Source organism: Paenibacillus sp. JMULE4 (assembly GCF_013337105.1).
GTDB lineage: Bacteria > Bacillota > Bacilli > Paenibacillales > NBRC-103111 > Paenibacillus_G > Paenibacillus_G naphthalenovorans.
Map to the genome: position 1 here is coordinate 50256 of NZ_SGWF01000015.1, position 23044 is coordinate 73299.

Genomic DNA, 23044 nt, shown 5'->3' on the forward strand with positions numbered 1-23044 from the left:
ATACACTACTTATTGTAGTGTATTAAAAAGTGCAATGTCAAGATCTTAAGATCCTTGAAATATCCTTTGTAATATTTTGAAAATGCATATCGCTTTAGTTTTTATCTAAGAATTACAGTATAGCAGTACAAAGTTAAAATAACTTCGGACTGCTATACTATTTCCTTGGCATCCATTTACTTTATTTATACAGCGATTATAAGATATAACTAAATTGGATTTTCCTAAAATACCGCTCAGCACCAACCTTATACTGTTCTTTCACTAGTAGTCCCCTCTGAAATATTAAGCTGCTTCAGCAACTTCTCGTAATTTTTCCAGCGATATACGTTCCGCATATCTGGCGTAGGTCTCTTTCTTTTTTCCGTTCTGCTGAAAGTCTGTAATCAATCGGGTGACTGCAGGAATAAGCTGTTCTGCTCTAAGGCCAGGTACTAACAACTGCGCAAGCCGCGCCTTCAAACCTTTGGCATCGCCACCAACATAGAGATCATATCTATCTTTCATTTTCACGATAGCAATGTCTTTTAGTAAAGGCTCGCTCGTACCGAGCGCACAACCTGCATAACCAATCTTCAATGGACTGGGAACTGGATGACCGACAATTGCCTTATCGAGTGTTTCGGCTACATCCAACCCTGCATCCTCTGCTCCTCTGCAAAAATTGCATGCAATTAAACTTTTCGAATAAAAGCCTGCAGGGTGAATCTCCAAGCCTGCTTCCTGCAATTGTTTCTGCACTTCTTGCACACGTTCTTCTTGCAATGCCACATAAAGCTGCTTGAATGTCGTCATTTCAATCTGGGCATCTTCCCCTACGATGGAACCTAGCAATGCAAGCTGGTTAGGCTTAAATATTGTACCACCCACTCCAAACCCAGGTGTTACGGCAAATTTCTGAAAAGCCATTTGATTTTCACTCTCCCTTTTCAATATATATGAAGCTTAGTTCAAACTTAAATTTTCACTCTCTGCAATCTCAATGCATTTAACACTACGGAAACGGAACTGAACGCCATTGCCGCTCCAGCCACCCATGGCGCCAACAAGCCAATTGCCGCAATCGGGATTCCAGCGGAGTTATAAGCAAGAGCCCAGAATAAATTCTGCCTAATGTTCCGCATTGTCTTACGGCTCATAAATATCGCATCAGGTATACTATTTAAATCACCACGCATCAATGTTACATCAGCTGCTTCCATGGCTACATCGGTTCCAGTACCGATCGCCATCCCGATATCCGCCAGTGCCAGGGCTGGAGCGTCGTTGATACCGTCGCCAACCATCGCCACCTTTTTGCCTTGCGACTGTAATTTCTTGACCTCTTCCGCTTTTCCCGCTGGCAACACTTCGGCCAACACATTATCAATACCGACTTGCGATGCAATGGCCCGAGCCGTCCGCTCGTTGTCCCCCGTAATCATGATTACTTCTAGTCCCATCCGCTTGAGGCGATCAACAGCCGTTTTTGAAGTCTCTTTAATCGTATCAGCCACGGCTACTATTCCGGCATATTGTTGATCGATCGCAATAAGCATCGCTGTTTTCCCTTCCTGCTCTAACTTCGACATCTGATCGAACGCCTGCTCCGCAGTTACGCCATACTTGGCCATTAAACGGCGGGTACCGGCCAAGATCACCTTTCCTTCTACAACAGCGCGGATGCCGTATCCCGGGACGGCTTCAAACTCGCTAGCTTCGGGAAGTTCCAGACCTCTCCCCTTAACACCTGACACGATCGCCTCCGCAAGCGGGTGTTCCGAACTCTTCTCAGCTGCACCGACTAGGCGCAGGAAATCCGATTCCTCCATATTATCGACCCATACATCGGTCAATTCCGGCTCACCTTTTGTAATCGTGCCGGTTTTGTCCAAGATGATCGCCTCGATTTTATGCGTCGATTCCAAATGTTCTCCGCCTTTGAACAGAACGCCCATCTCTGCTGCACGACCGGAGCCCGCCATAATTGAGGTTGGCGTTGCAAGACCTAACGCACACGGACAAGCGATAACAAGGATAGCTATCGATTTTTCCAATGCACTGGCAAAATCGCCTGGTGTTACAATGAAGTACCAAACCCCAAAGGCTAAAACCGCAATGGCGACTACAATCGGTACAAAGATGCCGGAGATGCGATCCGCTACCCGTTGGATCGGCGCTTTCGAACCTTGTGCTTCTTCCACAACTTTAATTATTTGAGCCAGCGCTGTTTCCTTACCGACTTTTGTTGCCTTTACTCTCAATCTTCCGTTCTTGTTAACGGTCGCTCCAATGACAAAGTCGCCTACGTTTTTCTCTACGGGAATACTCTCTCCGGTTAACATCGATTCATCTACGGATGACGTTCCCTCGACCACTTCTCCATCTACGGGAACTTTCTCACCCGGCTTCACAAGTACGATATCTCCGGTCACTACTTCTTCAACCGGAATGGTCAGTTCCTGTCCATCGCGCACGACTAGCGCGGTTTTGGCTTGTAAGCCCATAAGTTTTTTGATCGCTTCGGACGTTCGTCCCTTCGCCTGAGATTCGAATAGTTTTCCGAGAACAACCAATGTAATCAATACGGCGCTTGTCTCAAAATACAGATCCGGTCCATGATGTGCAGCATCCGCAGATGATGCCCACACAATCGATAAATACAAACTATAGAAATAGGCTGCAGACGTTCCTAGTGCAATAAGCACATCCATATTGGCGCTTTTGTTACGTAAAGCCTTAAAGGCACCCACATAAAACTGCTTTCCGATATAAAACTGGACTGGGGTGGCAAGTGCCAATTGGAACCACGGATTCATAAATAATTCAGGCATCCAGATCCACGATGTGAATGAAAAGTGGCTAACCATCGACCACAACAACGGCAAACTTAATAGGACTGAAATGAATAGCTTACGCTTTTGATGTATTATCTCTTGATGCCGATGTTCCTCCAAATTACTTTGAGCTTGTTTTGGCATTGCTTTATAACCTAGTTTTTCTACTTGGTTCTGCATATCGGCGACAGTAACTTCCGTCGGGCTATATTCCACATGAGCTGTTTCCATCGCAAAGTTGACAGTTGCATTCGTAACACCCGGCAGCTTGTTAAGCGATTTTTCAATCTTGTTTGCACAGGCTGCGCACGTCATACCACTAAGCTGCAGGTCGATTGTTTCCTTTGCCGTCCCGTACCCCAGTTTTTGTATGCTTTGTTCCATTTTTGAAAGATCCATTACTGTAGGATCGTACGTTATCGTCGCCCGCTCCATCGCGAAATTAACATTGGCCTCTTTAACCCCTTCCAACTTATTCAAGCCTTTTTCAATACGATTCGCACACGCGGCGCAGGTCATACCAGTAATTTGCAGGGAACTTTGCTTCAATTCGATTTGATTGGATTCCATCTGTAGTCACCTTTTCATGTACCCATGGGGGGTATAATTTTGAGTAAAAAATGATGGAAAATAGTCACTCGATGCGAGTGACTACTTCGTTAAATTTCAAACCACATCATAGCCTTGCTCTTCAATTTCATGTTTGATTTTCTCAAGATTAACGTTATTTTCATCATACTGAACCTGAACTGTACCATTTTTTAGATCAACTTTTGCGGTTACCCCAATATTTCGCAGTGCTCCTTCAATAGAATTTACACAATGATTGCAAGACATGCCTTCCACTTTCAATGTTTGATTTTGCATGTTACGGGTCTCCTTTATTTGAAATTTACTTCATTAAAGTATTCATTGTTTTCAATAGTTCTTCAATAACCTCGACTTCACCATCTTGTATTCGTTCCACAACACAGCTTTTTAAATGTTCGGCCAATAACAGTTTTCCTACGCCGTTCAGAGCGGATTGAACCGCGGCAATTTGATTCAAAACATCATCACAATAAGTATCCTTTTCGATTAACCCTTTTATACCTCGGACCTGTCCTTCAATCCGATTTAATCGAGCTGTTAGTGCAGCTTTCGTTTTACTGGAATGATGACTTTTCCGTTCATCTAAACTCGAACAACAATGTTCTTGAACATCTGTAACCCCAGTTTGTATGATTTCCACTAAATTGCACCTCCTTGTATTTATAGTATACCCCCCTATGGTAATTGTCAATCATTATTATCCGCAAATTCGGGTGTTTGCGCTGAAGCAATTTTCTAATAACGATATAGACAGTAAATCCGGATACCGCAATAATCAAAGCCATTCCAATAAACATGACGATTCACATTCCGAACATACCATCCATCATCCAGTTCATTAATCCGTCCCTTATGTCACTATTTTTTCGAACAGTAGTTTTTTTTCTACGGCGGCATGAATAACTAACAGGATCTTCCTAACGGTTTGTCGAAGTAATTACGGTCAAAATTTCCAAAGGAGTTGACCCGCATTGCTTTCCAAAAACCGTCTGCGTCCACAACGGAGAATATACTTTAGACCTGAACATAAGAATTGTCCTCACTGCCAACAGAAATTACGTCGTTCACATACAGCATGGAATAAGAAAATCGCCACATTGAAAGAAGTCGTTCACGTTTGGAGCATGGCCTACCATTGCGAAAATCCAGATTGCCCGAAGCCAGGTGTATACTACAAATCGGCGGAAGCAGAAGCAATAAGCATGAAGCATTCTCCTTACGGCTTCGACGTTGTTTGCCTAGTTGGTGAACTTCGCTTCAAACGGCATATGACCCGCAAGGAGATTGCGGATGAATTGAACGCGAGAGGTGTTCAGACATCCGAACGGAGCGCACAAAATCTGTATGAACGGTATCAAACATTGCTTGCTGCTAGTCTTACTGAACATACGAAGAAAGTGCTGGCTGAAGTCACAGAACAAAACGGCGGTATTATCTTGTCTATGGATGGCGTCCAGCCAGAGAAAGGCAATGAGACACTTTATGTAATTCGTGAAGTATTCAGCGGTACTGTCTTAATAGCAAAAAACATGAAAAGTGGTTCATCTGCCGAGTTACAAACGCTCATCCAACCGATCATCGAGCAAGGCTATCCGATCGTCGGTATTGTTAGTGATGGACAGCAATCCATTCGTCTAGCGATGGAGACGCTTTTGCCCGATGTGCCTTATCAATATTGCCAGTACCATTATTTAAAAGACATCGCGAAACCGGTTGTTGATGTCGATCGAAAGTTAAAGACCGAGCTCAAGAAAAGCATGCGCGGCATTCGTGAAGTCGAGCGGAAAATCGAACAGTCGGATTCACAAGAAGCAAGCATCGCGAAGGGTTACGTTGCTGCCGTACGTGCATTGCTCTTGGAAGACGGAAATCCTCCATTAGATTTACCCGGTATGCGTATCTATGAACAGGCCCAAGCCATTCAAGCGTCCCTTCAAAAATGCTTGGATAAAAAAGGGGGCCACCCTACTTCAAAACGTTTTCAGAATATTTAGTAAAGTCGATTCCCTTCAGCAACAATACGAGAAAGTCGCTCGCTGGATGAAGCCAATCCGTCACATTGCAGAAATCCTTGAACCCAGCATGGATAAGACAAGCAAGACAGTTGAATGGGAAATGACAAAGCTGTTGGATTGGGTTCGGCTTTCCTATACCGAAGAGAATGATCTGGAAATGGTTAACAATCTCCTTAGTTACAGCAAGGGATTCTGGAAGGGACTCTTCACTTGCTACGATCATTATCATGTGCCAAGAACGAACAACGATCTGGAACGCTTCTTCCGAGCTACGAAGACACGACACCGTCGGATGACCGGGCTACGCAACTGGAACGAATACATCTTACGGAATGGTGAGATGGTTGTGCTCGTTGATGATGGACTTAAACAGGAAAACCTAATCGCCCGTTTAAGGATGGTCGACTACACAAGCTACAAGAAACAGAAAGAAAAATGGAATAACCGGTTGAGCGATAGTGTTATGCGCAAACGGTTTAAACGCGATCCACAAAATTATCTTAAAAATTTAGAAAACCAATGGCTCAAATAACATGTATGTTATTCATGCCGCCGTAGTTTTTTTTAAGTCCATTTTTCTCATACCAAAAACACTAAATTTCAATGAAAAATGACACATACCCGGAGGCAGTGTCTAGACGTACCTTATAGCTAATGATATTTTCAGACCAGAGGCGTTAATCACAACGTCCTTTGGATATCGCGGATTAACGGCTTTTTTTCCACGCAGGCTATAAGCCGCTTCTCGATATCTGAAGCGATAGCCATCAGTTCATCGTTCTCTACAAGTCCGATTAAAGCCGTAGGCTTCGGCAAGCCGATCCGGGTACTCCCGCTCTCTTCATAAACGGCAAGCTTACATGGGAGGAAATAACCAACCAAAGCATTTTCTGAAAGCACACGTTTGGCTTCATTTGGATTGCATACTTCAAGAATATGATAAGTATTGTCAAAATCAACACCTTTCTCATGAAGTTTTTCCTGCATATCTAATTGCCAGAGGACACCGAATTTTTCTTCCTTTAGGTTTTCAGTAAGGGCTGAAATTGCTTCTTTAGGCGTTTTTGCTGTCTTAACAGTGTAATGGAACATGACTTTTCCTCTTTTCCCTGTTCAACTCGCCCGCGATGAAGACAATCGCAAGTAAGTCCTTTTATTTAACATCTAATGACCCATAGCCGGCATTTCCGACATGCCGTTTTTAGAATTTCCCTCATGTTGCCCATGTCCTTCGCCTGTGGAAGAAATGATCTCCAGCATATCGTCAATTTCTCCTTGTGCAGCCCTATTCAACGATTGTTCATCGCCGACTAACCAAGAATGGTTATACGGCCCTTCCGTTGGAGATTTCTTATATTTGGGTTGAACCGTCATCATGTAATCCATGACAGTGTCCGGCATCTTCTCCTTATCAGTCCAAAGAATAGGAGCATGTTTGCCCAGATGTGAGAAAGGCGCTGCTGCGAGAGCCAATGATGCTGTATTCAGACTAATAAACGAAAAGTTATGTCCCGGTGAAGTGATTCCCCATCCAAATCCGGTCTCGGGGTCTTTATATTTAGCAAATGCAACGGCATTTTCATAAGGGTCGTTTCCAGAGATCCGAACGACCTTTCCGTACTGTCCTAATTGTTTTTCAACATTTTCGGATATAATGCTCTTTGGTCCCAATAAATAAATAGATGCCTTTCCATTTCTAAGCTTTAATGCTTCTATTGTATCCGTTGGAATCTCATCCTTTGTTACATACAGTAGCGGCTCAGGCATGTGTGCAATCCAGTTAATTGCCGGCAGTGAATATTCTTGGCTATCCAGAGAGCCTATAATTACAGATTGTGGATAGCCCTGTGAAATTCTTGCATAATAATCATCTACTGTTTTAGCGATAGCTGCGGGACCTTCACCCTTAATCCAATCTATTTTAAAGCCCATTCCTTTGATTTCCTGCTCAACATTTTGATCCAGATTTCCGACCAAAATAACTTGTGTTCCGTTATTCAAAGTCGATCCTACAGGATTGAGCCTTTTTAATTCATTTTTCGTAATCTCTGGCACATTATTCTTATTCACAAATAATACGGGGCCATTATTCGGATGATGAATTAAATCTGCACTTACTAGTGCGGATTGCCAATCTTCTGGGTTGGCCAGAATAACACCACCGGGCTGGTTCTTTTCGTTTGTCGCCATCCAAACCGTTTTGGACACCAATACGGCCGTTTGAAAAGGATCACTGTTGTTAATACGTGTTGTATTTTTAGAAGCGATCCAAGGAGGCTCTGACGCTTTGTTTTTCTGTTGATCGACGTTTACTTGACCTTTTTGTGTTTGTTGGCCTTGTGTAGCTCCCGGTGTGCATGCAGTTAATGTCAATATTACTGCGAAGAAAAGGATATTGATCTTTAAACGCTTATTCATGCGAAATCCTCCATCTTGGATTTTCATCTGTAACTTTTAGATGTACTTCAAACTTCTGCCTTTGCGGCTTCCCGTATATTATTTCCAAACGGCTGAAAGTCTTATCCATTTGTTTCTGGGGAATTTACGCCCCAATTAGTCTTGATTTACAAGTAAAGCTACTGTATGAGGTCACGAACAATCGGTTACAGCGTAAAATGTCTACTTTGCGTACGATAAATCAAACTTGCCATTTGATTTATACATCTTTCCATACTTTGTTGAATTCAGGTTTCGTATCATATTTTGGGCACATGCCGTGTTCATGTTATGCTATCTAGCATAGACTGTTATACGTGATGCAAACATCACGAATTCGCCCCTAAGGGAGGTATGCAATAACTTCACCTATTACACAATGCGGTGCCTACACCCTCAATCATGAAGATTGTTGCCGACAAAAAAGGTGGATTGGCATTTAAAAATGAAACTTTATCTTGAGCAACAAAAAACTAATTACTCGAAACAGGAGAAGAAATTTTCAAAACTTGCCGGGGAAAAAGCGCACGTGCCTAGTAACGACACCGTTGCATAATGTATGATAAGCATGATGGAGAGATCCGTGTATAGCGAGGTTTGCGAAGACTTTGAACGAGAACTGAACTCCCAAAAAGTTGACCATTTATCTGTGCCTATATAGGAATGTGTTACCCCTAGCCGTTGGCCAGGGGTTATTCTACATTGGTATGTTGTTCCTAATTAGTTGCTCCTGAAAAAGTCGATTTTCAAAAATAGTTTCGGGTTGCTGGCTGGGTTGTGAGGGGGAACTTTCCCTAATGATCGGTTTCCATGTTAGTTTTGGAGCATTTTTGCCGCTCTTTGCAGGTTGTGGGTCAGAATCCCGAAGCCGACCCAGCATTTTGAGCCGACAAAGCCCCGATACCTGCTGCGGTTCAAACCGTACTTCCGCTTGAGAAGACTAATCTTCGCTTCTCCAGCTGCACGGTAACGCTGCAAGTCTTTGAACCATAATTCGTTTTCGTACTCGGATCGGGCAATGCCTTTTTTGCCCTTTCGCGGCAAGCTAGCTCGCTTCACACCAAGTTCGGTAATGGCCGTTTCGTTCTTCTTGCTTGAGAAACCGCGGTCGGTCGCTACAGCTTGCGGCGCTTTGCCGAATTGCTTGATATGCGCCTGTACAGCGGGAACGAGCAGTTCATCATCCGAGGGGTTCCCCTCGTAGACAGCGTAGCCGGTCACAAAGCCGCTTTCCGTCTCGTCGATTCGCACCTTGTAGCCGAACTCAGTTCCTTTGGCCAGCTTACCTTTCTTAATCGGTCTTGCTTCCGGGTCAAAGAAACTGACGATCCGATCTGCGATGATTCGATTGCCGGAAACGACCTGTTTGGCTTGTTCCAACAACTTGCCGGTTAGCGTGACCGCCTCGGTCAGTTTGGTTTTACTTTGTCGAAGAGCAGCTTTGCCCTTGTCTTGCAGTTTCTCGATAACGGTTTGCGCCTTGTTCACAACGTTCTCGGCTACTTCGATTACGCTCCCAGTGATCCGGTCAACTTCTTCCCAAGATTCACGGGTGCGGCGACGTAGAACTTTCGCGATGGACAGAATCTTTTCCTTGATTTCTGCCGTACGATCTTCAAAGCCTTGAACAGTGTGGGAGGCGACTTTCCGGATTTTCTGAATCGTTCGAGTGATGACTTTTACGCCATCTTGCAACAGCGTAGCGTCTGTCGGGTGATGGATATCGGATTCCACAACCGTCGTATCCGTGCGCAATTTGCGGGTTTTCAGAACGGCTTTTTCCTCACACTGCTTTACGAGTGCGGCATTGATGTCTTCGACGATCTTGTCGCCGTAGCGTTTGCGGGCATAGATGAGCGTAGACGGGTCGGGCATCGGTTCGTCGATGGCAAACCGGCAGAACATTCGCCATGTGATGCTGTCACCGACTTCCTTCACGAGTGACTCGTAGCCCAAATTGTATTTATGCTTCAGGACCATAAGACGGATGTACTTTTCAATTGCAAGCGTAGGACGGCCGCTTTTCTTGCCTTTCGGGTGCAACTCAGTAAACGGTTGAAGAAAACGGTCGTCGTCCAGTAATTGATCTATGATTGCAAGCTCGACCGGCAACTTTCTAACAGATTCCGGGAGAATGGCATCCCAGATGGTCAATTGCTCGTCTCGAAGTTTCAACATTTTCTTCACCTCTTGGAAGGATTCCCGAGGGCTTCTGTTGAACTCCTATAGCAAAGGAATTCTTCCCTCGGGGTGTGGAACTTTGTTATCTCGACAATAACAATTTCCATTTTGAGGTGCTGAATTCCTTTTAATTATGCTCAAAACACCCTGACTTTTTCAGGGGAAACTAATTAGTTGCTTCTTCCATCTATCTCGATCTTTATAGAATGATTCAGTTGAAAAATCTCTTATTTCGTATTTCCTTGGTAACTGCATTGTTATTTATATATAAAGCATAGAAAAAAGCAACCTAGATAAGAGTTGCTTTCGATTATATTATGTTTCTATATTAATTTATTATAGTCTTGTGCTCCATAAAAGAAGCGTAAAATAACTACCTTTTCTGCGCCTTCGTCCACTTTATAGACAAGAATATAATTCTTTATAACCGCCTTTCGATAACCTTCCTTCTCCAATCGATTATCTTGACACTTAGGATACATTACAGGGTTATTTCTTAGATGAGCATAACACTTATCAACCTCGTCAAGGAAATCAGAAGCAGCTGTTGGATTTGCCAGCTGAACTGCAATGTATGAAACAATATTATCTAAATCCTGATGAGCAAGTTCTGTGACAATCAATCTATACATCGTATTTTTCTCTTATGCTTTTTAATGAAGATTCGCCATCAAGAACTTTTTCTTCCGCCAATTGTTTTTCAGCTGCATTCAGCTTTTCGTAGACATCAAGCATAAACATCTTTTCCTCATACGTTTTCATGCTCATGAGAACCATGTCTCCATATCCGTTCTTGGTAATAAAAATAGGCTCATCAGATTCTTGACACATTTGAGAAATTTCACTCGTATTTTTCAAATCGCGAATTGGGATTATTTTAGGCATAACATCCAGCTCCTTTTCGTGGCCTTATTGTACCATAAATATCCCCTACATTCAATGATCTTACTAATCATCTTATTAATCATCCCTACTATCTGTCACCATCTTTATAAAATAGTAAGCGGATGGATCTAATGGCGACCAACCGCTTACTGCTGTTTTGTTATCCCTCCCCGGGCTTTGTCGTCATTAGGCGATACAGTTTCGTATTCCGCGGGAATTTGTCGGTAAATGGAACAAGGGAACTGCCTACCTTCATAAGTCCATTTCCGGCGTCTACATTCGTGATGTATGAGAGTTGCAGGTCTGAAATATTAAGCAACTCGGCAAGCTCCATCCGATCGGTGCTTGCCTGATTCAACATGACGATAAATTCACTATTTGCTAACATGGTACGTGCCGTATGGCTTTGCAGCAAATCGTCCACGTTTTGCGTAATTCCCGTACAAAAGGCGCCATACTTTCGGACACGCTTCCAAAGCGTGAAAAGAAAGTTGGCGCTATATTCATGCTGGAACAACAGATAAATCTCGTCGATAATGATAAACGTATTTTTTCCCTTTGCCCGGTTTTGTGTAATCCGATTCAGGATACTATCCAGTACGACTAACATGCCAATCGGGAGCAGCTGCTTTCCCAAGTCAAGAATATCATAGCAAATGAGCCGGTTATAGACATTAACATTAGTAGGCTTTGCGAACGTATTCAGACTGCCGGAAGTAAACAACTCAATCGCCAGAGCAATGTCTTGCGCTTCTGGTTCAGATTGCTTGAGCAGTTCAGCGTGAAAATGTTGCAAAGTAGGCGGGTCGCCTTTGAAATTGCTTTGCAAATAAGTTCGATACACTTTTGCGGTGCAGCGGTCGATCAACGACTTCTCCTTTGCGCCAAGGGGATAGCCGCCCATCAGTTGTTCGCACAGCGACAGAACAAACTCCGACTTGAGGATGATTGGATTGGCCCCGTCGCCGTACTGCCGATTGATATCCATGGCATTAATATGATTCGGCGAGGTTGCGGAAATATGGACCGTTTCGCCGCCCAGTGCTTCCACCAGCGCAGAATATTCACGCTCAGGGTCAATCAGGATCACGTCGTCATCGCCTGCTAGCACCAGATTGACTATCTCACGCTTTGCCGTAAAACTTTTACCTGAGCCGGATACCCCCAGAATGAAACTGTTCCCGTTTAACAGTTGCTTGCGGTTGGCCATAATCATATTCTTACTGATGACATTTTGGCCGTAATACATACCGCCGGGATGGATGACCTCCTGTGCCCGGAATGGAATGAAAACGGCAGTGCTTTCCGTCGTCAAAGTTCGCAACGCATGTACCTTGCGCAATCCATACGGAAGCACCGTATTGAGTCCGTCCATTTGCTGAAAGGTCAGCGGTGCTAACTGGCATAGATGCTTGCGAGCAGTTGTCAACAGGGCTTCGGTATCGTTGTCCAACTGCTCCTTGCTCTCCGCAATATGCACCATTGTCAGCAGTCCGAACATCATGCGCTGGTCGCGTGTCGTCAGATCGTCCAGAAACTCCTTGCTTTCCTTGCGTTGTTGCTCCATATCATAAGGAACAACGGCAGAGAAATTATTATTGTTGTTTTGCCGCCGCTGCCAATTCGTTATATTCGTCTCCACGCCGAGCAGCCGGTTTTCCACTTCGCGGACGGCCTCATCGGTCGGAATCGGTATCACATCAAGAGATAGCAGCAAGTTCCGGTTTAGGTCGCATAATTCAGCCACCATGCTGTCCTTGATGTAGCTCGCGTATTCCCGTAGAAAAACGACACGGCCAAAGTAGCGTCCCATCCGAAAGTAATCCCGTTCGAACTCAAACGTATCCGGACTGATGTAATCCTTGAAGTCATGTCCCTTGCGCATGGTAGCGGACAAGTCAAAGTGATAGTCAGCCTCCTCGCCAATTCGAAAAAAATCATGGAGCATGCGCAGGCGATCTATCGCATCCAGTTCCACGCATGCGGAACCAAGACGCGAGAAATGCGCCATCAGTTCCGAACCGATTCTGGCGAAATACTGACGGGCATCCTCCACATTTCTTTTGACCACAGATACCGTAATATATTTTTCCTGAAAAGTGCCGTTTGCGCCCATCGCCTTGTCGAGCAACATCTGGTTGTATTCCTCGCGGTATCCATCAAGTCCGTCCTGACGATGGGGGATCAGCAAGGTGTCTTCCACGTCCAGCCGATTTAAACGTCGGTTATGAATCGTGATTTTCGTCGTCGCGCCGCTATCGAGAGAATTAAGCAGTTCGCAATAGGCTAGGAACATTGCTTCCTTGTCTTCTCTGGAGGCGACAGCGTAGTTCATGTCTTCAAATCGGTACGACTTAGAAAACTTGTTGCCCACAAAAAAAATCCCATCCGGCCAGATGGCACGAATCGGGATGACTTGCTGGACACCCTTCGGAATGGCGAACCGTTCCTTGTCTTGCTTGATAATTCGTTTAAGCGTTTTAATCACGAGCTTCACTCTCCTTGCTCACGCTGCTGGACATACTTATGCAGCACCTCGTAGTAAATGTTCGTCGCGCGATAAACCAGCCGTTTGGGCATGAGAAATTCGGATTTTACATACGTCCACAGAAGCTGCTCTGCCGTCATGCCGTGGTAGTGAATAAACCCGAGCGCGGCGCAGGGGGCGGCTCCCAGAATGCACATCCAACTGAGCGTCTCCACGCCGAAGCGGTCTCGCAAAGCAAAGTACAAGCCAATTGCCACCAGAACGGCCAATACTGAAAAAAAGAACTGCCGCAAGGACAGTCCAAAAAACAAGCTCTCGGTATATTCCCGGATTTCCCGGTTAATTTTGACTTCCATGTGTAGGACCTCCCGAATCTGCCGCCCGTGCATCGGGCTGGCGACTATCTATGTTGGCGAAGCCCTGCTCATCGAACGGATGAAGATGACTCGATAACGCGGACGCAAGCTGTATGCCATCTTTCAGACCTTGCAGATATAGCCATTCATTCATAATTGCTTGCTTGAGGTGCTGACAATCTTCCCAACCCGCAAATTCCGGCATGCGCCCGATGTCCATGCCCGCGAATAAGCGTTCAAATGCTTTTCTTTCGTTTTCCCGAATGCGGCTAAGTTCGGAGTGATTTTCAATAAGATCGGATACATTGTCTAGCCGTTTTTGAATCGCTTCTCTGAACCATGGCGGAAATTTCATCGTTTGCCCACACCTCTCATCTACCATGTCTCCGATGCCGTTTGCGTCGGGTACGCTCATAACGAACGAGCAATTCATCCACTTTGCGACTTTGCTCCTGCAATTCCTGGTTGTCGGATAATCGAATGGATTGCTTCAATGACTGCTCGCCTAGCTTGTTCAGCTCCTGTCGTTCTTTCTCCAATTTACGCAATAGATTGCTCATTCTTCCACCGCCTTGTTTTCAGATGGGCTACCGATTAACATATCTGGATATGAGTTTTTAGCCCCCCCTGATAGTAATTTCAAAACTCATGTAAGTCAATTCTGTGCTTGTCCATAATAGGAACTATGAACTCCTATTCGGAAAGAGATGACAAGCGATGCACGTTTACGATAAAAAAATAGTAGGCCAGCGGATACGCAAACGGAGAGAAGCATGGGGCATGTCACGCGAGCAACTGGCCGAGCAGATCGGGCGTGTTCCCCGGTTTTGCGCGGACATTGAGCGGGGGAAAGCCGGCATGTCGATAGAAACGATGCTCAGCATCTGTCATGTGCTGAAACTGTCTCCGAATGATTTGCTGCTACAAAACGTTTACGCTGAACCTTCCAATGAAATTGAGCTGATTATGGCCGCGCTCCAGCAATGCACAGACAAACAGCGCAAAGACTCGCTGGCGCTGCTGAAGCTGTTTCTGACCGCCATCCAATAATTCCCGCCTATAAACCCATCATCTCCCGAACGACCCGGTCGGCCATCTTCACCGTGCCGACCAAGACCAGCATGTTAAAAATGAGTTCTCCGATGTACGTCCATACCATCGTGACCGCGCCAGAGCCAGCTTCGACAGCCGGGGGCGCGCTGGCAAACGCCGCGTAGATGATGCACGCCAGCACGATGATCGCCCCTTCCATACAGGCGGCTGCATATCCTTTCAAAAATGATTTGCCGATACTCTGGCTCGGCTCGCCAGCGAATGAGGCGAGCGGAACCGGAGCAATCGCTGTATACAGATAAATCCGAAAAAAACGCCCGTACACAGAAAGAATCATGATGAAGGACAGAACGGTAATAAACAGGCTGCCCAGCAAAGAGACGACCCAGAGTGGTATGCTTTGCCAAAACCCGACATCTTCGATCGCCTGGGTAATCGTGTCCGGCAGCGACATGCCATCCACCGCACCAAACCCCGAACGGGACATCATCGTCGAGATGATGCCCTGCACAATCGTAAACAGAGCCATCATCAGTTCCAAACCATAGGTGACAACTGCCTTGGCCAGCACAAATCGGACAAATAACTTGACCGCCAGCTCCGGCCGCTTCAGTTCGGCAAAATTACCCGCTGTTTTCATCACACCGACGACAAAAAATAAAACCAGCAGCGCCAGTCCCGTTGCCTGTAACGCGCCGTGAATATCCGTGATGATGCGCCAAATGGTGCCCCCCTTGAAATCGACTGGTGACTGGGTAACAAGGTGCCAGATTTCATTCATTTTCTGCTCCCAGGTATCTAGAGCATTCTCCAAATTATCTGCAATCCAACTGTTTTTCGACATACGCTCACCCTTCTGTCGAGGGAGGAACGGGCGTCGGCTCATTCCTCATCCTCCATGGCTTAACCTGTGATCAGGTCCAAAATCTCTTTGGTAAACGTGATGATGACGCCCCCGGCCAAGGTTAAAAAACCATTCGCTCGCTGCGAAGGGTCATGCGACTTGAGCGACAAGCCGATCTGCACAACGCCAAACCCCAAAATAATCATGCCGACCGCGCGAATCAACCCGAAGATAAAATTGGACAAGTTGTTGACTGTCGTCATCGGGTCGCTTTGGGCATAGGCGGTGGAAACTAGCATCGTCCCGAACAGCACCGTCATCATGTAGAAAGCAATCAGCCATTTCGTTTTACGTTTCAAACGCGATCCATCCCTTCATGTAAAAATAATGCCTCCAGTTCTTCCTCTGACAAAAGCTCATATTCACCGTTCTCATCCAATTGCACCGTCCTCCAATCGAGCGCATGCTCCGTACCGCCGTGCTGGTACGCCTGACCTGCGCCGTCTGTCGTCAGCGCGATATGAGGATGGCGCAGTACCTCGTATTTGTCATCAAGCACCGGTCGTTCCCCACGAATAAACAGCAGCGCATAACGATTATCAAGGAGTCGCACTTCATCAGGGGTAAGCAATTCCCGGCCAGACTGCTGGTAGTTGATGGAATAGCTGCCGCTGCGTCCTTTACTTTGGCCGTAGGTGTTCGTATCAATAGTTTCTTTGCCAAGTAGCTCCGACACATACTTGTGCGTGGATTGTTCATTGCCGCCCAGATACAGGAACAGATCGCAGTTGCCGACGATGGATTCCCATGCGTCCTTGTACAACACTTTAAGCTGTGCCAAGTTTTGCAAAATGATAGACACCGATATTTCCCGACTGCGGATCGTTGAGAGCAGCTTGTCGAACTCATCGGGCAGGGCGACATTCGCGAACTCGTCCATGACAAAATGCACATGCACTGGTAGACGGCCGCCGTAACGGTAGTCCGCTTCGTACATGAGGCATTGAAAAAGCTGCGTGTACAGCATGCCCACGATAAAATTGAAACTGCTGTCGTTGTCGGGGATGACGGCAAATAGCGCCGTCTTCCGGGTGCCGATACGTGGCAAGTCCATTTCATCGACCAGGCTCATTCCGGCAATGCTGTGCAAATTGAATTTTTCCAATCGCACGCCAAGTCCGATCAGAATGGATTTGGCTGTCTTGCCCGCAGCCAGCTTGAAGATGTTGTATTGCTTGACGGCGAGATGTTCCGGGTCGCGCATGGCAAGCCGCTCGAACAATTCATCTAGCGGGCTTTGGTACGTTTCGTCTTCTTCCCGAACCTCGGCAGCAGCAATCATTTCCATAATCATCGGGAAGTTCTGCTCCTCCGGCGGCGCTTCATAGAGCAAGTACAGCATGAGCGCTTCCAGCAAGGCGGTTTCAGAACGTTCCCAAAAGGGATCGTTCGTATTGCTGTTTTTGGGCGTCGTGTTGCGAATCAGATTGGTGACCAGCTTTAGCACATCCTTATCATCCTGCAAATAGGAGAAAGCGTTATAGCCGTGGGAACGGTGCGGATGAATCAAATCCAACACTTTAATGTCATACCCTTTCGTCTGAAGCAAATGACCGGTGTCACGCAATATTTCGCCTTTCGGATCAAGTACGACATATGAGGTGTGCGCCTGCATCACGTTCGGCTTCGCATAAAACCGCGTTTTGCCGGAACCGGAACCCCCTACGACGAGAACATTCAGATTACGGCGGTGCTTGCGTCCATCTAGACCGATGCGCACGTGCTGCGTCAATATTTTGTTTTGCTCCGCTTGCTTGCTCTGGTATTTGGCGTTGATCGGTTTCGCCTTGCCCCACTTGGCGCTGCCATGTTCTTCGCGGCGACGATAATTACGCGGCGAAGCCAGATACGCGCCAACCGCCAGCCCATAAGCCAGCGTACAGACGAGCAGGCTTCGGATTGAATCCTCAACCCACTGGAGTTGAAAGGGATTCGCCTCGCTTAGATGAAGCAGGATTGCAGGCAATCCCCCAGATAACGCCGGGGCGACGAGCAGCGCCACCCATATGACGGGAATAAAAAAAACCGCAACGAGTACAAGTTGACTCCTTGCGGCTTTAGCGCGTTTCATGGCGACTCCGGCGTTTCATTCTTTGATAGGGCGCATCCAACGTTTTCAGTAGCAGATCGTCCACCGCATCGGTCGGCCGCCGCTCGCCTATCAAGTCATTACGCAGCTTATTCAACGCGTTGATGACAATGCCATGCTCGTAGTGGTCGAGACTGAGTATGCGTTCTTCCGTTTTCATGGTTCCTCACGCTCCTTAGCGGGTAGGATCGGTTCGACCTGGTTGCGAAGGTTGCCGCTGCGGGTTCAGTATGCGGTGCATACGCCGGGAAATCGTATGCGAAGCTTCTTTCATCGTCGTCAATTCCGCACGAATCGGCTGCGGCTCCATGTCTTTGAACCGTTCTGCCACCCGGTCAAACCGGAACGCGGTCGTTTCAACTCCAGCCTGCTTGCAAAGGATATAGGCAACACTGTAGGCATGAAACTGATATTCTGATCGGCTGTAGCGACTATCGCCGCGATCCATTTCCGCATGCGCCAGTTCCTGCGCCAGTGCGCGGAAGATGTCTCCAGCTGCCAGCCCGCGGCGGATGACAATGTTGCGCACATCCGGTTGGTAGAGCGCATGCACATCCGCAGGAAGCGCATCGCTGATTGTGATCGGTACTGGCGCACGATCCATGAGCGCCTTGATGCGGGTGCGATCATCCGGGTAGACCGGTTGATCCGGTTTCTTTGCAGTGGTTTGGGCTATATCGAACATCTTCTTCGGGTTGTAGCTGGTCGCGGTGCTTCCATCTTCCCGCCGGTATTCCTCGCCCGGTTCCAAAATATAAAAACCGGTTTCCTTGCGGCGGATCGATACGCCTTGTTCCTTCCAACCCTCGAAATCCGCTATGCGTGTCGCTTCCGGGCGTTGTGCTAAAATCAGCAGCGCATTGGAGACACTGTAACGGTCAAAACGGCTTTGCACATCCAGATAACGCTGAAACTGTTCTCCATTTTGAACAATCGTCATCGTCGTCGTATCAATCGTGTCGTAAGTCCACTGCCGCTGTTCCTGTTTTTGGTGAACCCACGCTTCCTTGTCAAACGACTGCTCTCGCTGGATGGAAGGAGTAGAGAATAATTCGTCCAGTTCGTTCATTTGGATTTCCCTCGCTTTCGATTCCGGGTAGTGGGCGTTGGCGTTTTGTCGCCCGATGTTGCCTTGCCACGATCCCTGCGTTTAGGCAAAGACGGCTCACGCTCCATTTGCCGCCGTCTTTTCTCCGCTTCGCGATTTTCTTCACGAATTTCACGCAACAGTTGACGGATCGACACCTTTTCCTGCGCCGGTTTACGATCAGTCGAATCCCTTACGTTGTCGACGCTGTGCCCGGAGATAGGCACGGACGGAATGGCCGGTTCCATCGTTCTTCCCTCCTGCATCGGGGGAGAGGGCAGCGGTGTCTGCTGCTGCACTCGTTCGTCGGCCGAAGGTGCGGCTGCCGGGGGAGTCGGTTCCGGAGGCGCGGCTTCCGGTTGCTGGCTTGCTGCCCGAACCTCCTCCGGCTGTTCGGTCTTTCCCAGCAGTTCGTCCAAAAAATCTTCTCGAACTTCCTCCGTGACAGATGGCGGACTCCCTTCCCGCTCAGGCGCTTCGCCGTTTAACTCCGGCGTTTGCGCAGTTTGGCTCTCGTCCGGCTGCTTTTCGCTGCGGGTATTTGCAATTTCTTGTTTGATGCTGGCCGTGTCTACCGTCGCCAGTTTGAAGCGCTCGACGATCCGGTTGATCTTGGACGCATCTTCGGCACGCACCATCACATCGCAAAGCCCGTCCACGTTCTTTTTGTCGCGTAGCGCGCAATATAGCACACCGTACCGCTTGGCCTCCTTACAAAAAGTCGGGAGATCCTCGGTTTTCACGGCAAACACCTTGAGTTCCTTGCCGCTGCGGAGCAAACTTTCCAAACGGATGCGCCCTTTTGTCCGTTTCTGTCCCTGCAAGGCGGCGAACAAATACACCGCCAAATGCTTAGCGCCTTCCCCGGAAATTTTGGCCACCATCTCGATGCCCCGCAGACTCATGCTGACGACTTGATCGGCCGCTTCGTTTCCGCTCATCGGCGTTCATCTCCTTTCGTATGTGATGTTCGGGTTCACGTTCACGCAATAAATGGACCATCCCCTCCGAACGGGCGAGAATACCCGTGCAAAGCTTCACCTCCTTTCGCAGTTTCGCAAGCTGCCGGGTCGCCTCGGCAATTTGTCTTTTGATTGCCTCACGCTGCTCCGGCTGCTTACAACGGCGCAGCCGGTTGTACAATGCCTTGCGCGCGCTGTACCCTTGTTTCATTTCCTCCTGAAGCCCGGTGAGATTTGCGAGTAGCTCATCCTTCGTGGTGATGCGGCGGCGACACAGCAGTCTTGTCTGCTCGGTGATGACCGTCAAGTGGCGCAAGTCTTGACGCAACAAAAAATGCGTCCTTCGCGGGGACGCACGTTGACGGGGCAGGATGCCCATTTCATATAAATAGCGTAGGTACAACGCCTGCAAGCCGCTGAATTTACGTCCAGCCCTCCAAACTCCACGAACCCTGACAACTCGCTTTCGGCGCGGTAGCGGAAGTGAGGGCTGGCGCTTCGGCATGTGGTTTTGCAAGATGCGCTCCTTTAACGCTTCCTCCGTATATTCGTATCCCAAACTGCGCAAGCGGACGAAGCGCTCCTTGCCGGGCGGATGCACTGCCAGATGTTTCACATTGGTTTTGATCGCATACCCTTGTTTTTGCAGAGCGGCGAAAAACTGGGTCATTGTCATGGAAGCTGCGATGGCGGTGTCGATGTCCTCACGAATCAATCCCCGCCAAGTTGGTTTGTTTTCGCGTTCCGCCTGCCACTCCCCATAGTGCTTAGCTTTACCTGGTTCGGGATGTTCAATGACCGACAGCGCATGCTCCCGGCAAAGCCGGTCGGACGTGTGCCGCAGCAAAGCGTAGGAAGCTTTGTTGTCGTAGTACCGCTTGCCATCTACAAAAGAAACAGCATTCAACACAAAATGATTGTGCAAATGTCCCTTGTCCAGATGGGTCGCTACGACGACTTCAAAGCGTTCTCCCCATAGTTCTTGCGCCAGCCTAACCCCGATGGCATGGGCAATTTCCGGCGTCGTTTCGCCCGGCGCGAACGACTGATATCCGTGAAACGCGACAATGCCATCCGTTTTTTGAAATTGTCGCTTGGTGCGCTGCATTTGCTCATAAGCGGTGAGCGGGTCGCAGTTGATGCCGCTCACGTACAGTTGCCTCTCCGTTTTCGCATCCGCTGTCGCATAGCCAAGCGCCTGCTGCAAGCTATCTGGTTCGGCGCGATCTTGTGTCGTTTTGTCGGGATTTCGAGCGTAGTCCAGTACGCGCTTCAAACGGTCAGTCACATCCCAGATCGCGGTCGTTGCCATTTGTCATGCCCCCTTACGGCGGATGTCCGCTTGTATGCATCGAAGGTAGTTCGCTTCTTCGCTCCGGTTCGGTTACCGCCTGTTGAATGTGCTGAACAGCACGGCGCAAGTGATCGGCTTCCTCCTGAAAGGCAGCTCTTTCCAGACGACCGGTCGTATGTGCCTTCACAGCCAGTTGATTCAGATTATTGCCTATGGCGTGCAGCTCACGAATCATCGCGTAGTAGTCCAGTGGCGGCAGCTGCTTCGGTACATATCCATTAATGAGCGCTCGGATGTACGCCTCCCGAGAAAGTCCTGTTTTTTCCACTTCTCTAGTAAGGCGAGCATGTTCGCTTTCACTCAGGCGAAGCAGAAATGATATCGAACGTTTCCTCATCGACCATCACCCCTTTCCATAAATGTCTCCTTGAAGCAGAACGCTGCCGCGATGAACAACCAGTTTGAACACGATTCGATCATCGAAACGATAGCATCGCGATGATGGGGTCTTAGGGGCTGCGCCCCTAACAAGCGAATTTGGATATCCAAATTCAGTGCTTGCTGCAACACGAGACATCCGTCTCGCGTCGCCTTCAAGGCACCTCCCGGGAAAAAGAGGGGACCCTCAAATACACAAAAAGACGCCGATCCACTCAGCGTCTTCCTCGGAATTTTTGGATCGTCTACACTTAGTTGGACAATAAAAATGAGGGCTTATAGAATAAACCTATCATCCTAGGGAGCGGATCTCTACAATGCCAAAACAACAACGACGTACCTTTACAGCAGAATTCAAAAAACAAATGGTGGAACTCTATGAAAACGGAAAATCCAGAGCAACAATTGTGGAGGAATATGACCTCACAGCCTCCGCTTTAGACCGCTGGATTAAACAAGCCCAAACAACGGGTTCCTTCAAGGAGAAGGACAATCGTTCCTGGGAGGACAATGAACTAATTGCCTTACGAAAAGAGAACCAACGTCTGAAAATGGAGGTTGATATTTTAAAGCAAGCCGCGCTGATCATGGGACGAAAGTAGCTATCATCCAGAACAACCGTGATAAATACTCGGTATCAGCAATGTGCGACGTCCTACAAATCGCAAGAAGTACGTTTTACTATGAAGCGAAAGAACAAACGAACGAAGAGGATGTTACCGAAGCGATTGCGGACATTTTCCATAAGAATCGAAAAGCTTACGGTACACGCAAGATCAAAGTCAAACTCCAGGAACGTGGTTTCGTCGTCTCCAGGCGTCGAATTGGTCGGATCATGAGGGAGCAAGGGCTGGTTTCAACGTACACCGTGTCGCAATATAAACCCCTAAAGGCGGTGTGTAATGAAGCATCTACAGCCAATACACTGAATCGCGAATTCGATCAAACGGAGGCTAAACGATTCGTTGTTAGCGATCTGACGTATGTGAAAGTTCAGAACCGGTGGCATTACATTTGTGTACTTATCGACCTGTTCAATCGTGAGATCATCGGCCATAGTGCAGGACCTCATAAGGATGCTGCGTTGGTTTCTCGAGCTTTCGCAACGGTTCAGGGTGATTTATCTCAGATTCAATGGTTTCATACTGACCGTGGTAGCGAGTTTAAAAATCAAAAGATGGATGGGCTTTTGGAGACATTTAAAATTGGTCGATCCCTGAGCATGAAAGGCTGCCCCTACGACAACGCTGTGGCGGAAGCGACCTACAAGATTATGAAAACGGAGTTCGTGAACCAGATGAACTTCCAGAGTCTTCGTCATCTGGAACTGGAATTATACGATTATGTTAACTGGTTTAACAAGCATCGGATTCATGGGACACTAGGATACATGACACCTGTTCAGTATCGCCTTGCAGCCCTTAAAAAAGCTGTCTGATTTACTGTTGA

Annotated in this window: 25 protein-coding genes; 4 read left to right on the top strand and 21 right to left on the bottom strand. The window is 47.5% G+C overall.

The genetic code is table 11. The annotated features are described in order from the left end of the window. Window positions 1–285 precede the first annotated feature (285 nt). The 4 genes from EXW96_RS16390 to EXW96_RS16405 all read right to left on the bottom strand — a co-directional run bounded on the left by EXW96_RS16390 (window position 286) and on the right by EXW96_RS16405 (window position 4047). Window positions 286–909, bottom strand: coding sequence for an NAD(P)/FAD-dependent oxidoreductase (locus tag EXW96_RS16390; RefSeq protein ID WP_127608041.1), 624 nt, complete (start codon window positions 907–909; stop codon window positions 286–288). 47 nt (window positions 910–956) lie between these two features. Further along, window positions 957–3386 (bottom strand): heavy metal translocating P-type ATPase, encoded by a 2430-nt coding sequence (locus EXW96_RS16395; protein WP_127608042.1) that lies wholly within the window; start codon window positions 3384–3386, stop codon window positions 957–959. 96 nt (window positions 3387–3482) lie between these two features. Continuing rightward, complete coding sequence (gene copZ, locus EXW96_RS16400) at window positions 3483–3683, bottom strand: copper chaperone CopZ (RefSeq protein ID WP_054798833.1); 201 nt, start codon at window positions 3681–3683, stop codon at window positions 3483–3485. Window positions 3684–3708: 25 nt separating this feature from the next. After that, a complete protein-coding gene (locus EXW96_RS16405; protein ID WP_372814415.1) occupies window positions 3709–4047 on the bottom strand; it encodes a metal-sensitive transcriptional regulator in 339 nt (112 codons plus the stop codon). A 484-nt stretch (window positions 4048–4531) separates the two neighbouring features. Between EXW96_RS16405 and EXW96_RS16410 the strand changes: the two genes are divergently transcribed. Both EXW96_RS16410 and EXW96_RS16415 read left to right on the top strand, forming a co-directional pair. Beyond that, window positions 4532–5401, top strand: coding sequence for a transposase (locus tag EXW96_RS16410; RefSeq protein WP_254611176.1), 870 nt, complete (start codon window positions 4532–4534; stop codon window positions 5399–5401). Window positions 5402–5447: 46 nt separating this feature from the next. Continuing rightward, window positions 5448–5954, top strand: a complete 507-nt coding sequence (locus tag EXW96_RS16415; protein ID WP_054820364.1) for a hypothetical protein — start codon at window positions 5448–5450, stop codon at window positions 5952–5954. A gap of 149 nt (window positions 5955–6103) precedes the next feature. On the opposite strand, the gene EXW96_RS16420 is transcribed toward EXW96_RS16415, so the two are convergent. The 9 genes from EXW96_RS16420 to EXW96_RS16460 all read right to left on the bottom strand — a co-directional run bounded on the left by EXW96_RS16420 (window position 6104) and on the right by EXW96_RS16460 (window position 14328). Beyond that, window positions 6104–6514 carry a DUF302 domain-containing protein gene (locus tag EXW96_RS16420; RefSeq protein WP_127608043.1) on the bottom strand — a complete coding sequence of 137 codons (411 nt, stop codon included), beginning with the start codon at window positions 6512–6514 and terminating at the stop codon, window positions 6104–6106. A gap of 72 nt (window positions 6515–6586) precedes the next feature. Beyond that, window positions 6587–7840, bottom strand: coding sequence for a cell wall-binding repeat-containing protein (locus tag EXW96_RS16425; protein ID WP_054795925.1), 1254 nt, complete (start codon window positions 7838–7840; stop codon window positions 6587–6589). An 831-nt stretch (window positions 7841–8671) separates the two neighbouring features. After that, on the bottom strand, window positions 8672–10036 hold the full coding sequence (locus tag EXW96_RS16430) for an ISNCY family transposase (RefSeq protein WP_074730239.1): 1365 nt from the start codon (window positions 10034–10036) through the stop codon (window positions 8672–8674). 326 nt (window positions 10037–10362) lie between these two features. After that, window positions 10363–10671 carry a type II toxin-antitoxin system RelE/ParE family toxin gene (locus EXW96_RS16435; RefSeq protein ID WP_054795924.1) on the bottom strand — a complete coding sequence of 103 codons (309 nt, stop codon included), beginning with the start codon at window positions 10669–10671 and terminating at the stop codon, window positions 10363–10365. Continuing rightward, window positions 10664–10924, bottom strand: coding sequence for a type II toxin-antitoxin system Phd/YefM family antitoxin (locus tag EXW96_RS16440; protein WP_127608044.1), 261 nt, complete (start codon window positions 10922–10924; stop codon window positions 10664–10666). The genes EXW96_RS16435 and EXW96_RS16440 overlap by 8 nt, the downstream gene beginning before the upstream one ends. 160 nt (window positions 10925–11084) lie before the next feature. Further along, window positions 11085–13412 carry a VirB4-like conjugal transfer ATPase, CD1110 family gene (locus EXW96_RS16445; protein ID WP_127608045.1) on the bottom strand — a complete coding sequence of 776 codons (2328 nt, stop codon included), beginning with the start codon at window positions 13410–13412 and terminating at the stop codon, window positions 11085–11087. Window positions 13413–13417: 5 nt separating this feature from the next. Beyond that, window positions 13418–13768, bottom strand: coding sequence for a PrgI family protein (locus EXW96_RS16450; RefSeq protein ID WP_127608046.1), 351 nt, complete (start codon window positions 13766–13768; stop codon window positions 13418–13420). Next, window positions 13752–14123, bottom strand: coding sequence for a hypothetical protein (locus tag EXW96_RS16455; RefSeq protein ID WP_127608047.1), 372 nt, complete (start codon window positions 14121–14123; stop codon window positions 13752–13754). Before EXW96_RS16455 ends, EXW96_RS16450 begins: the two co-directional genes overlap by 17 nt. 16 nt (window positions 14124–14139) lie before the next feature. Beyond that, window positions 14140–14328: a hypothetical protein gene (locus EXW96_RS16460; RefSeq protein ID WP_054795922.1), complete on the bottom strand. Its 189-nt coding sequence runs from the start codon at window positions 14326–14328 to the stop codon at window positions 14140–14142. A 157-nt stretch (window positions 14329–14485) separates the two neighbouring features. Between EXW96_RS16460 and EXW96_RS16465 the strand changes: the two genes are divergently transcribed. Next, window positions 14486–14818, top strand: a complete 333-nt coding sequence (locus tag EXW96_RS16465) for a helix-turn-helix domain-containing protein (RefSeq protein ID WP_127608048.1) — start codon at window positions 14486–14488, stop codon at window positions 14816–14818. A 7-nt stretch (window positions 14819–14825) separates the two neighbouring features. Here the strand turns inward: EXW96_RS16465 and EXW96_RS16470 are convergent, their stop codons facing one another. Genes EXW96_RS16470 through EXW96_RS16505 form a run of 8 tightly spaced genes read right to left on the bottom strand, consistent with a single transcriptional unit; the run spans window position 14826 to window position 21554 of the window. After that, window positions 14826–15665 (bottom strand): VirB6/TrbL-like conjugal transfer protein, CD1112 family, encoded by an 840-nt coding sequence (locus EXW96_RS16470; RefSeq protein ID WP_127608049.1) that lies wholly within the window; start codon window positions 15663–15665, stop codon window positions 14826–14828. A 59-nt stretch (window positions 15666–15724) separates the two neighbouring features. Then, window positions 15725–16024 carry a glutamyl-tRNA amidotransferase gene (locus EXW96_RS16475; protein WP_430016623.1) on the bottom strand — a complete coding sequence of 100 codons (300 nt, stop codon included), beginning with the start codon at window positions 16022–16024 and terminating at the stop codon, window positions 15725–15727. Next, window positions 16021–17796: a VirD4-like conjugal transfer protein, CD1115 family gene (locus EXW96_RS16480; protein WP_054798835.1), complete on the bottom strand. Its 1776-nt coding sequence runs from the start codon at window positions 17794–17796 to the stop codon at window positions 16021–16023. Before EXW96_RS16480 ends, EXW96_RS16475 begins: the two co-directional genes overlap by 4 nt. Then, complete coding sequence (locus tag EXW96_RS16485) at window positions 17783–17974, bottom strand: hypothetical protein (RefSeq protein WP_054795919.1); 192 nt, start codon at window positions 17972–17974, stop codon at window positions 17783–17785. Before EXW96_RS16485 ends, EXW96_RS16480 begins: the two co-directional genes overlap by 14 nt. Window positions 17975–17989: 15 nt before the next feature. Next, window positions 17990–18883: a hypothetical protein gene (locus EXW96_RS16490; RefSeq protein WP_127608051.1), complete on the bottom strand. Its 894-nt coding sequence runs from the start codon at window positions 18881–18883 to the stop codon at window positions 17990–17992. Beyond that, complete coding sequence (locus tag EXW96_RS16495) at window positions 18880–19842, bottom strand: PcfB family protein (RefSeq protein ID WP_236595683.1); 963 nt, start codon at window positions 19840–19842, stop codon at window positions 18880–18882. The genes EXW96_RS16490 and EXW96_RS16495 overlap by 4 nt, the downstream gene beginning before the upstream one ends. Continuing rightward, a complete protein-coding gene (locus EXW96_RS16500; RefSeq protein WP_174350978.1) occupies window positions 19754–21175 on the bottom strand; it encodes a relaxase/mobilization nuclease domain-containing protein in 1422 nt (473 codons plus the stop codon). The genes EXW96_RS16495 and EXW96_RS16500 overlap by 89 nt, the downstream gene beginning before the upstream one ends. A gap of 13 nt (window positions 21176–21188) precedes the next feature. Then, window positions 21189–21554, bottom strand: coding sequence for a MobC family plasmid mobilization relaxosome protein (locus tag EXW96_RS16505; protein ID WP_127608053.1), 366 nt, complete (start codon window positions 21552–21554; stop codon window positions 21189–21191). A gap of 358 nt (window positions 21555–21912) precedes the next feature. Between EXW96_RS16505 and EXW96_RS16510 the strand changes: the two genes are divergently transcribed. After that, window positions 21913–23033 (top strand): IS3 family transposase gene (locus EXW96_RS16510; RefSeq protein ID WP_174350979.1). Its coding sequence is split into 2 segments (ribosomal slippage): window positions 21913–22162 and window positions 22162–23033, totalling 1122 coding nucleotides; the frame shifts between segments, so codons are not numbered across the junction. The last annotated feature ends 11 nt before the right edge of the window (window positions 23034–23044 follow it).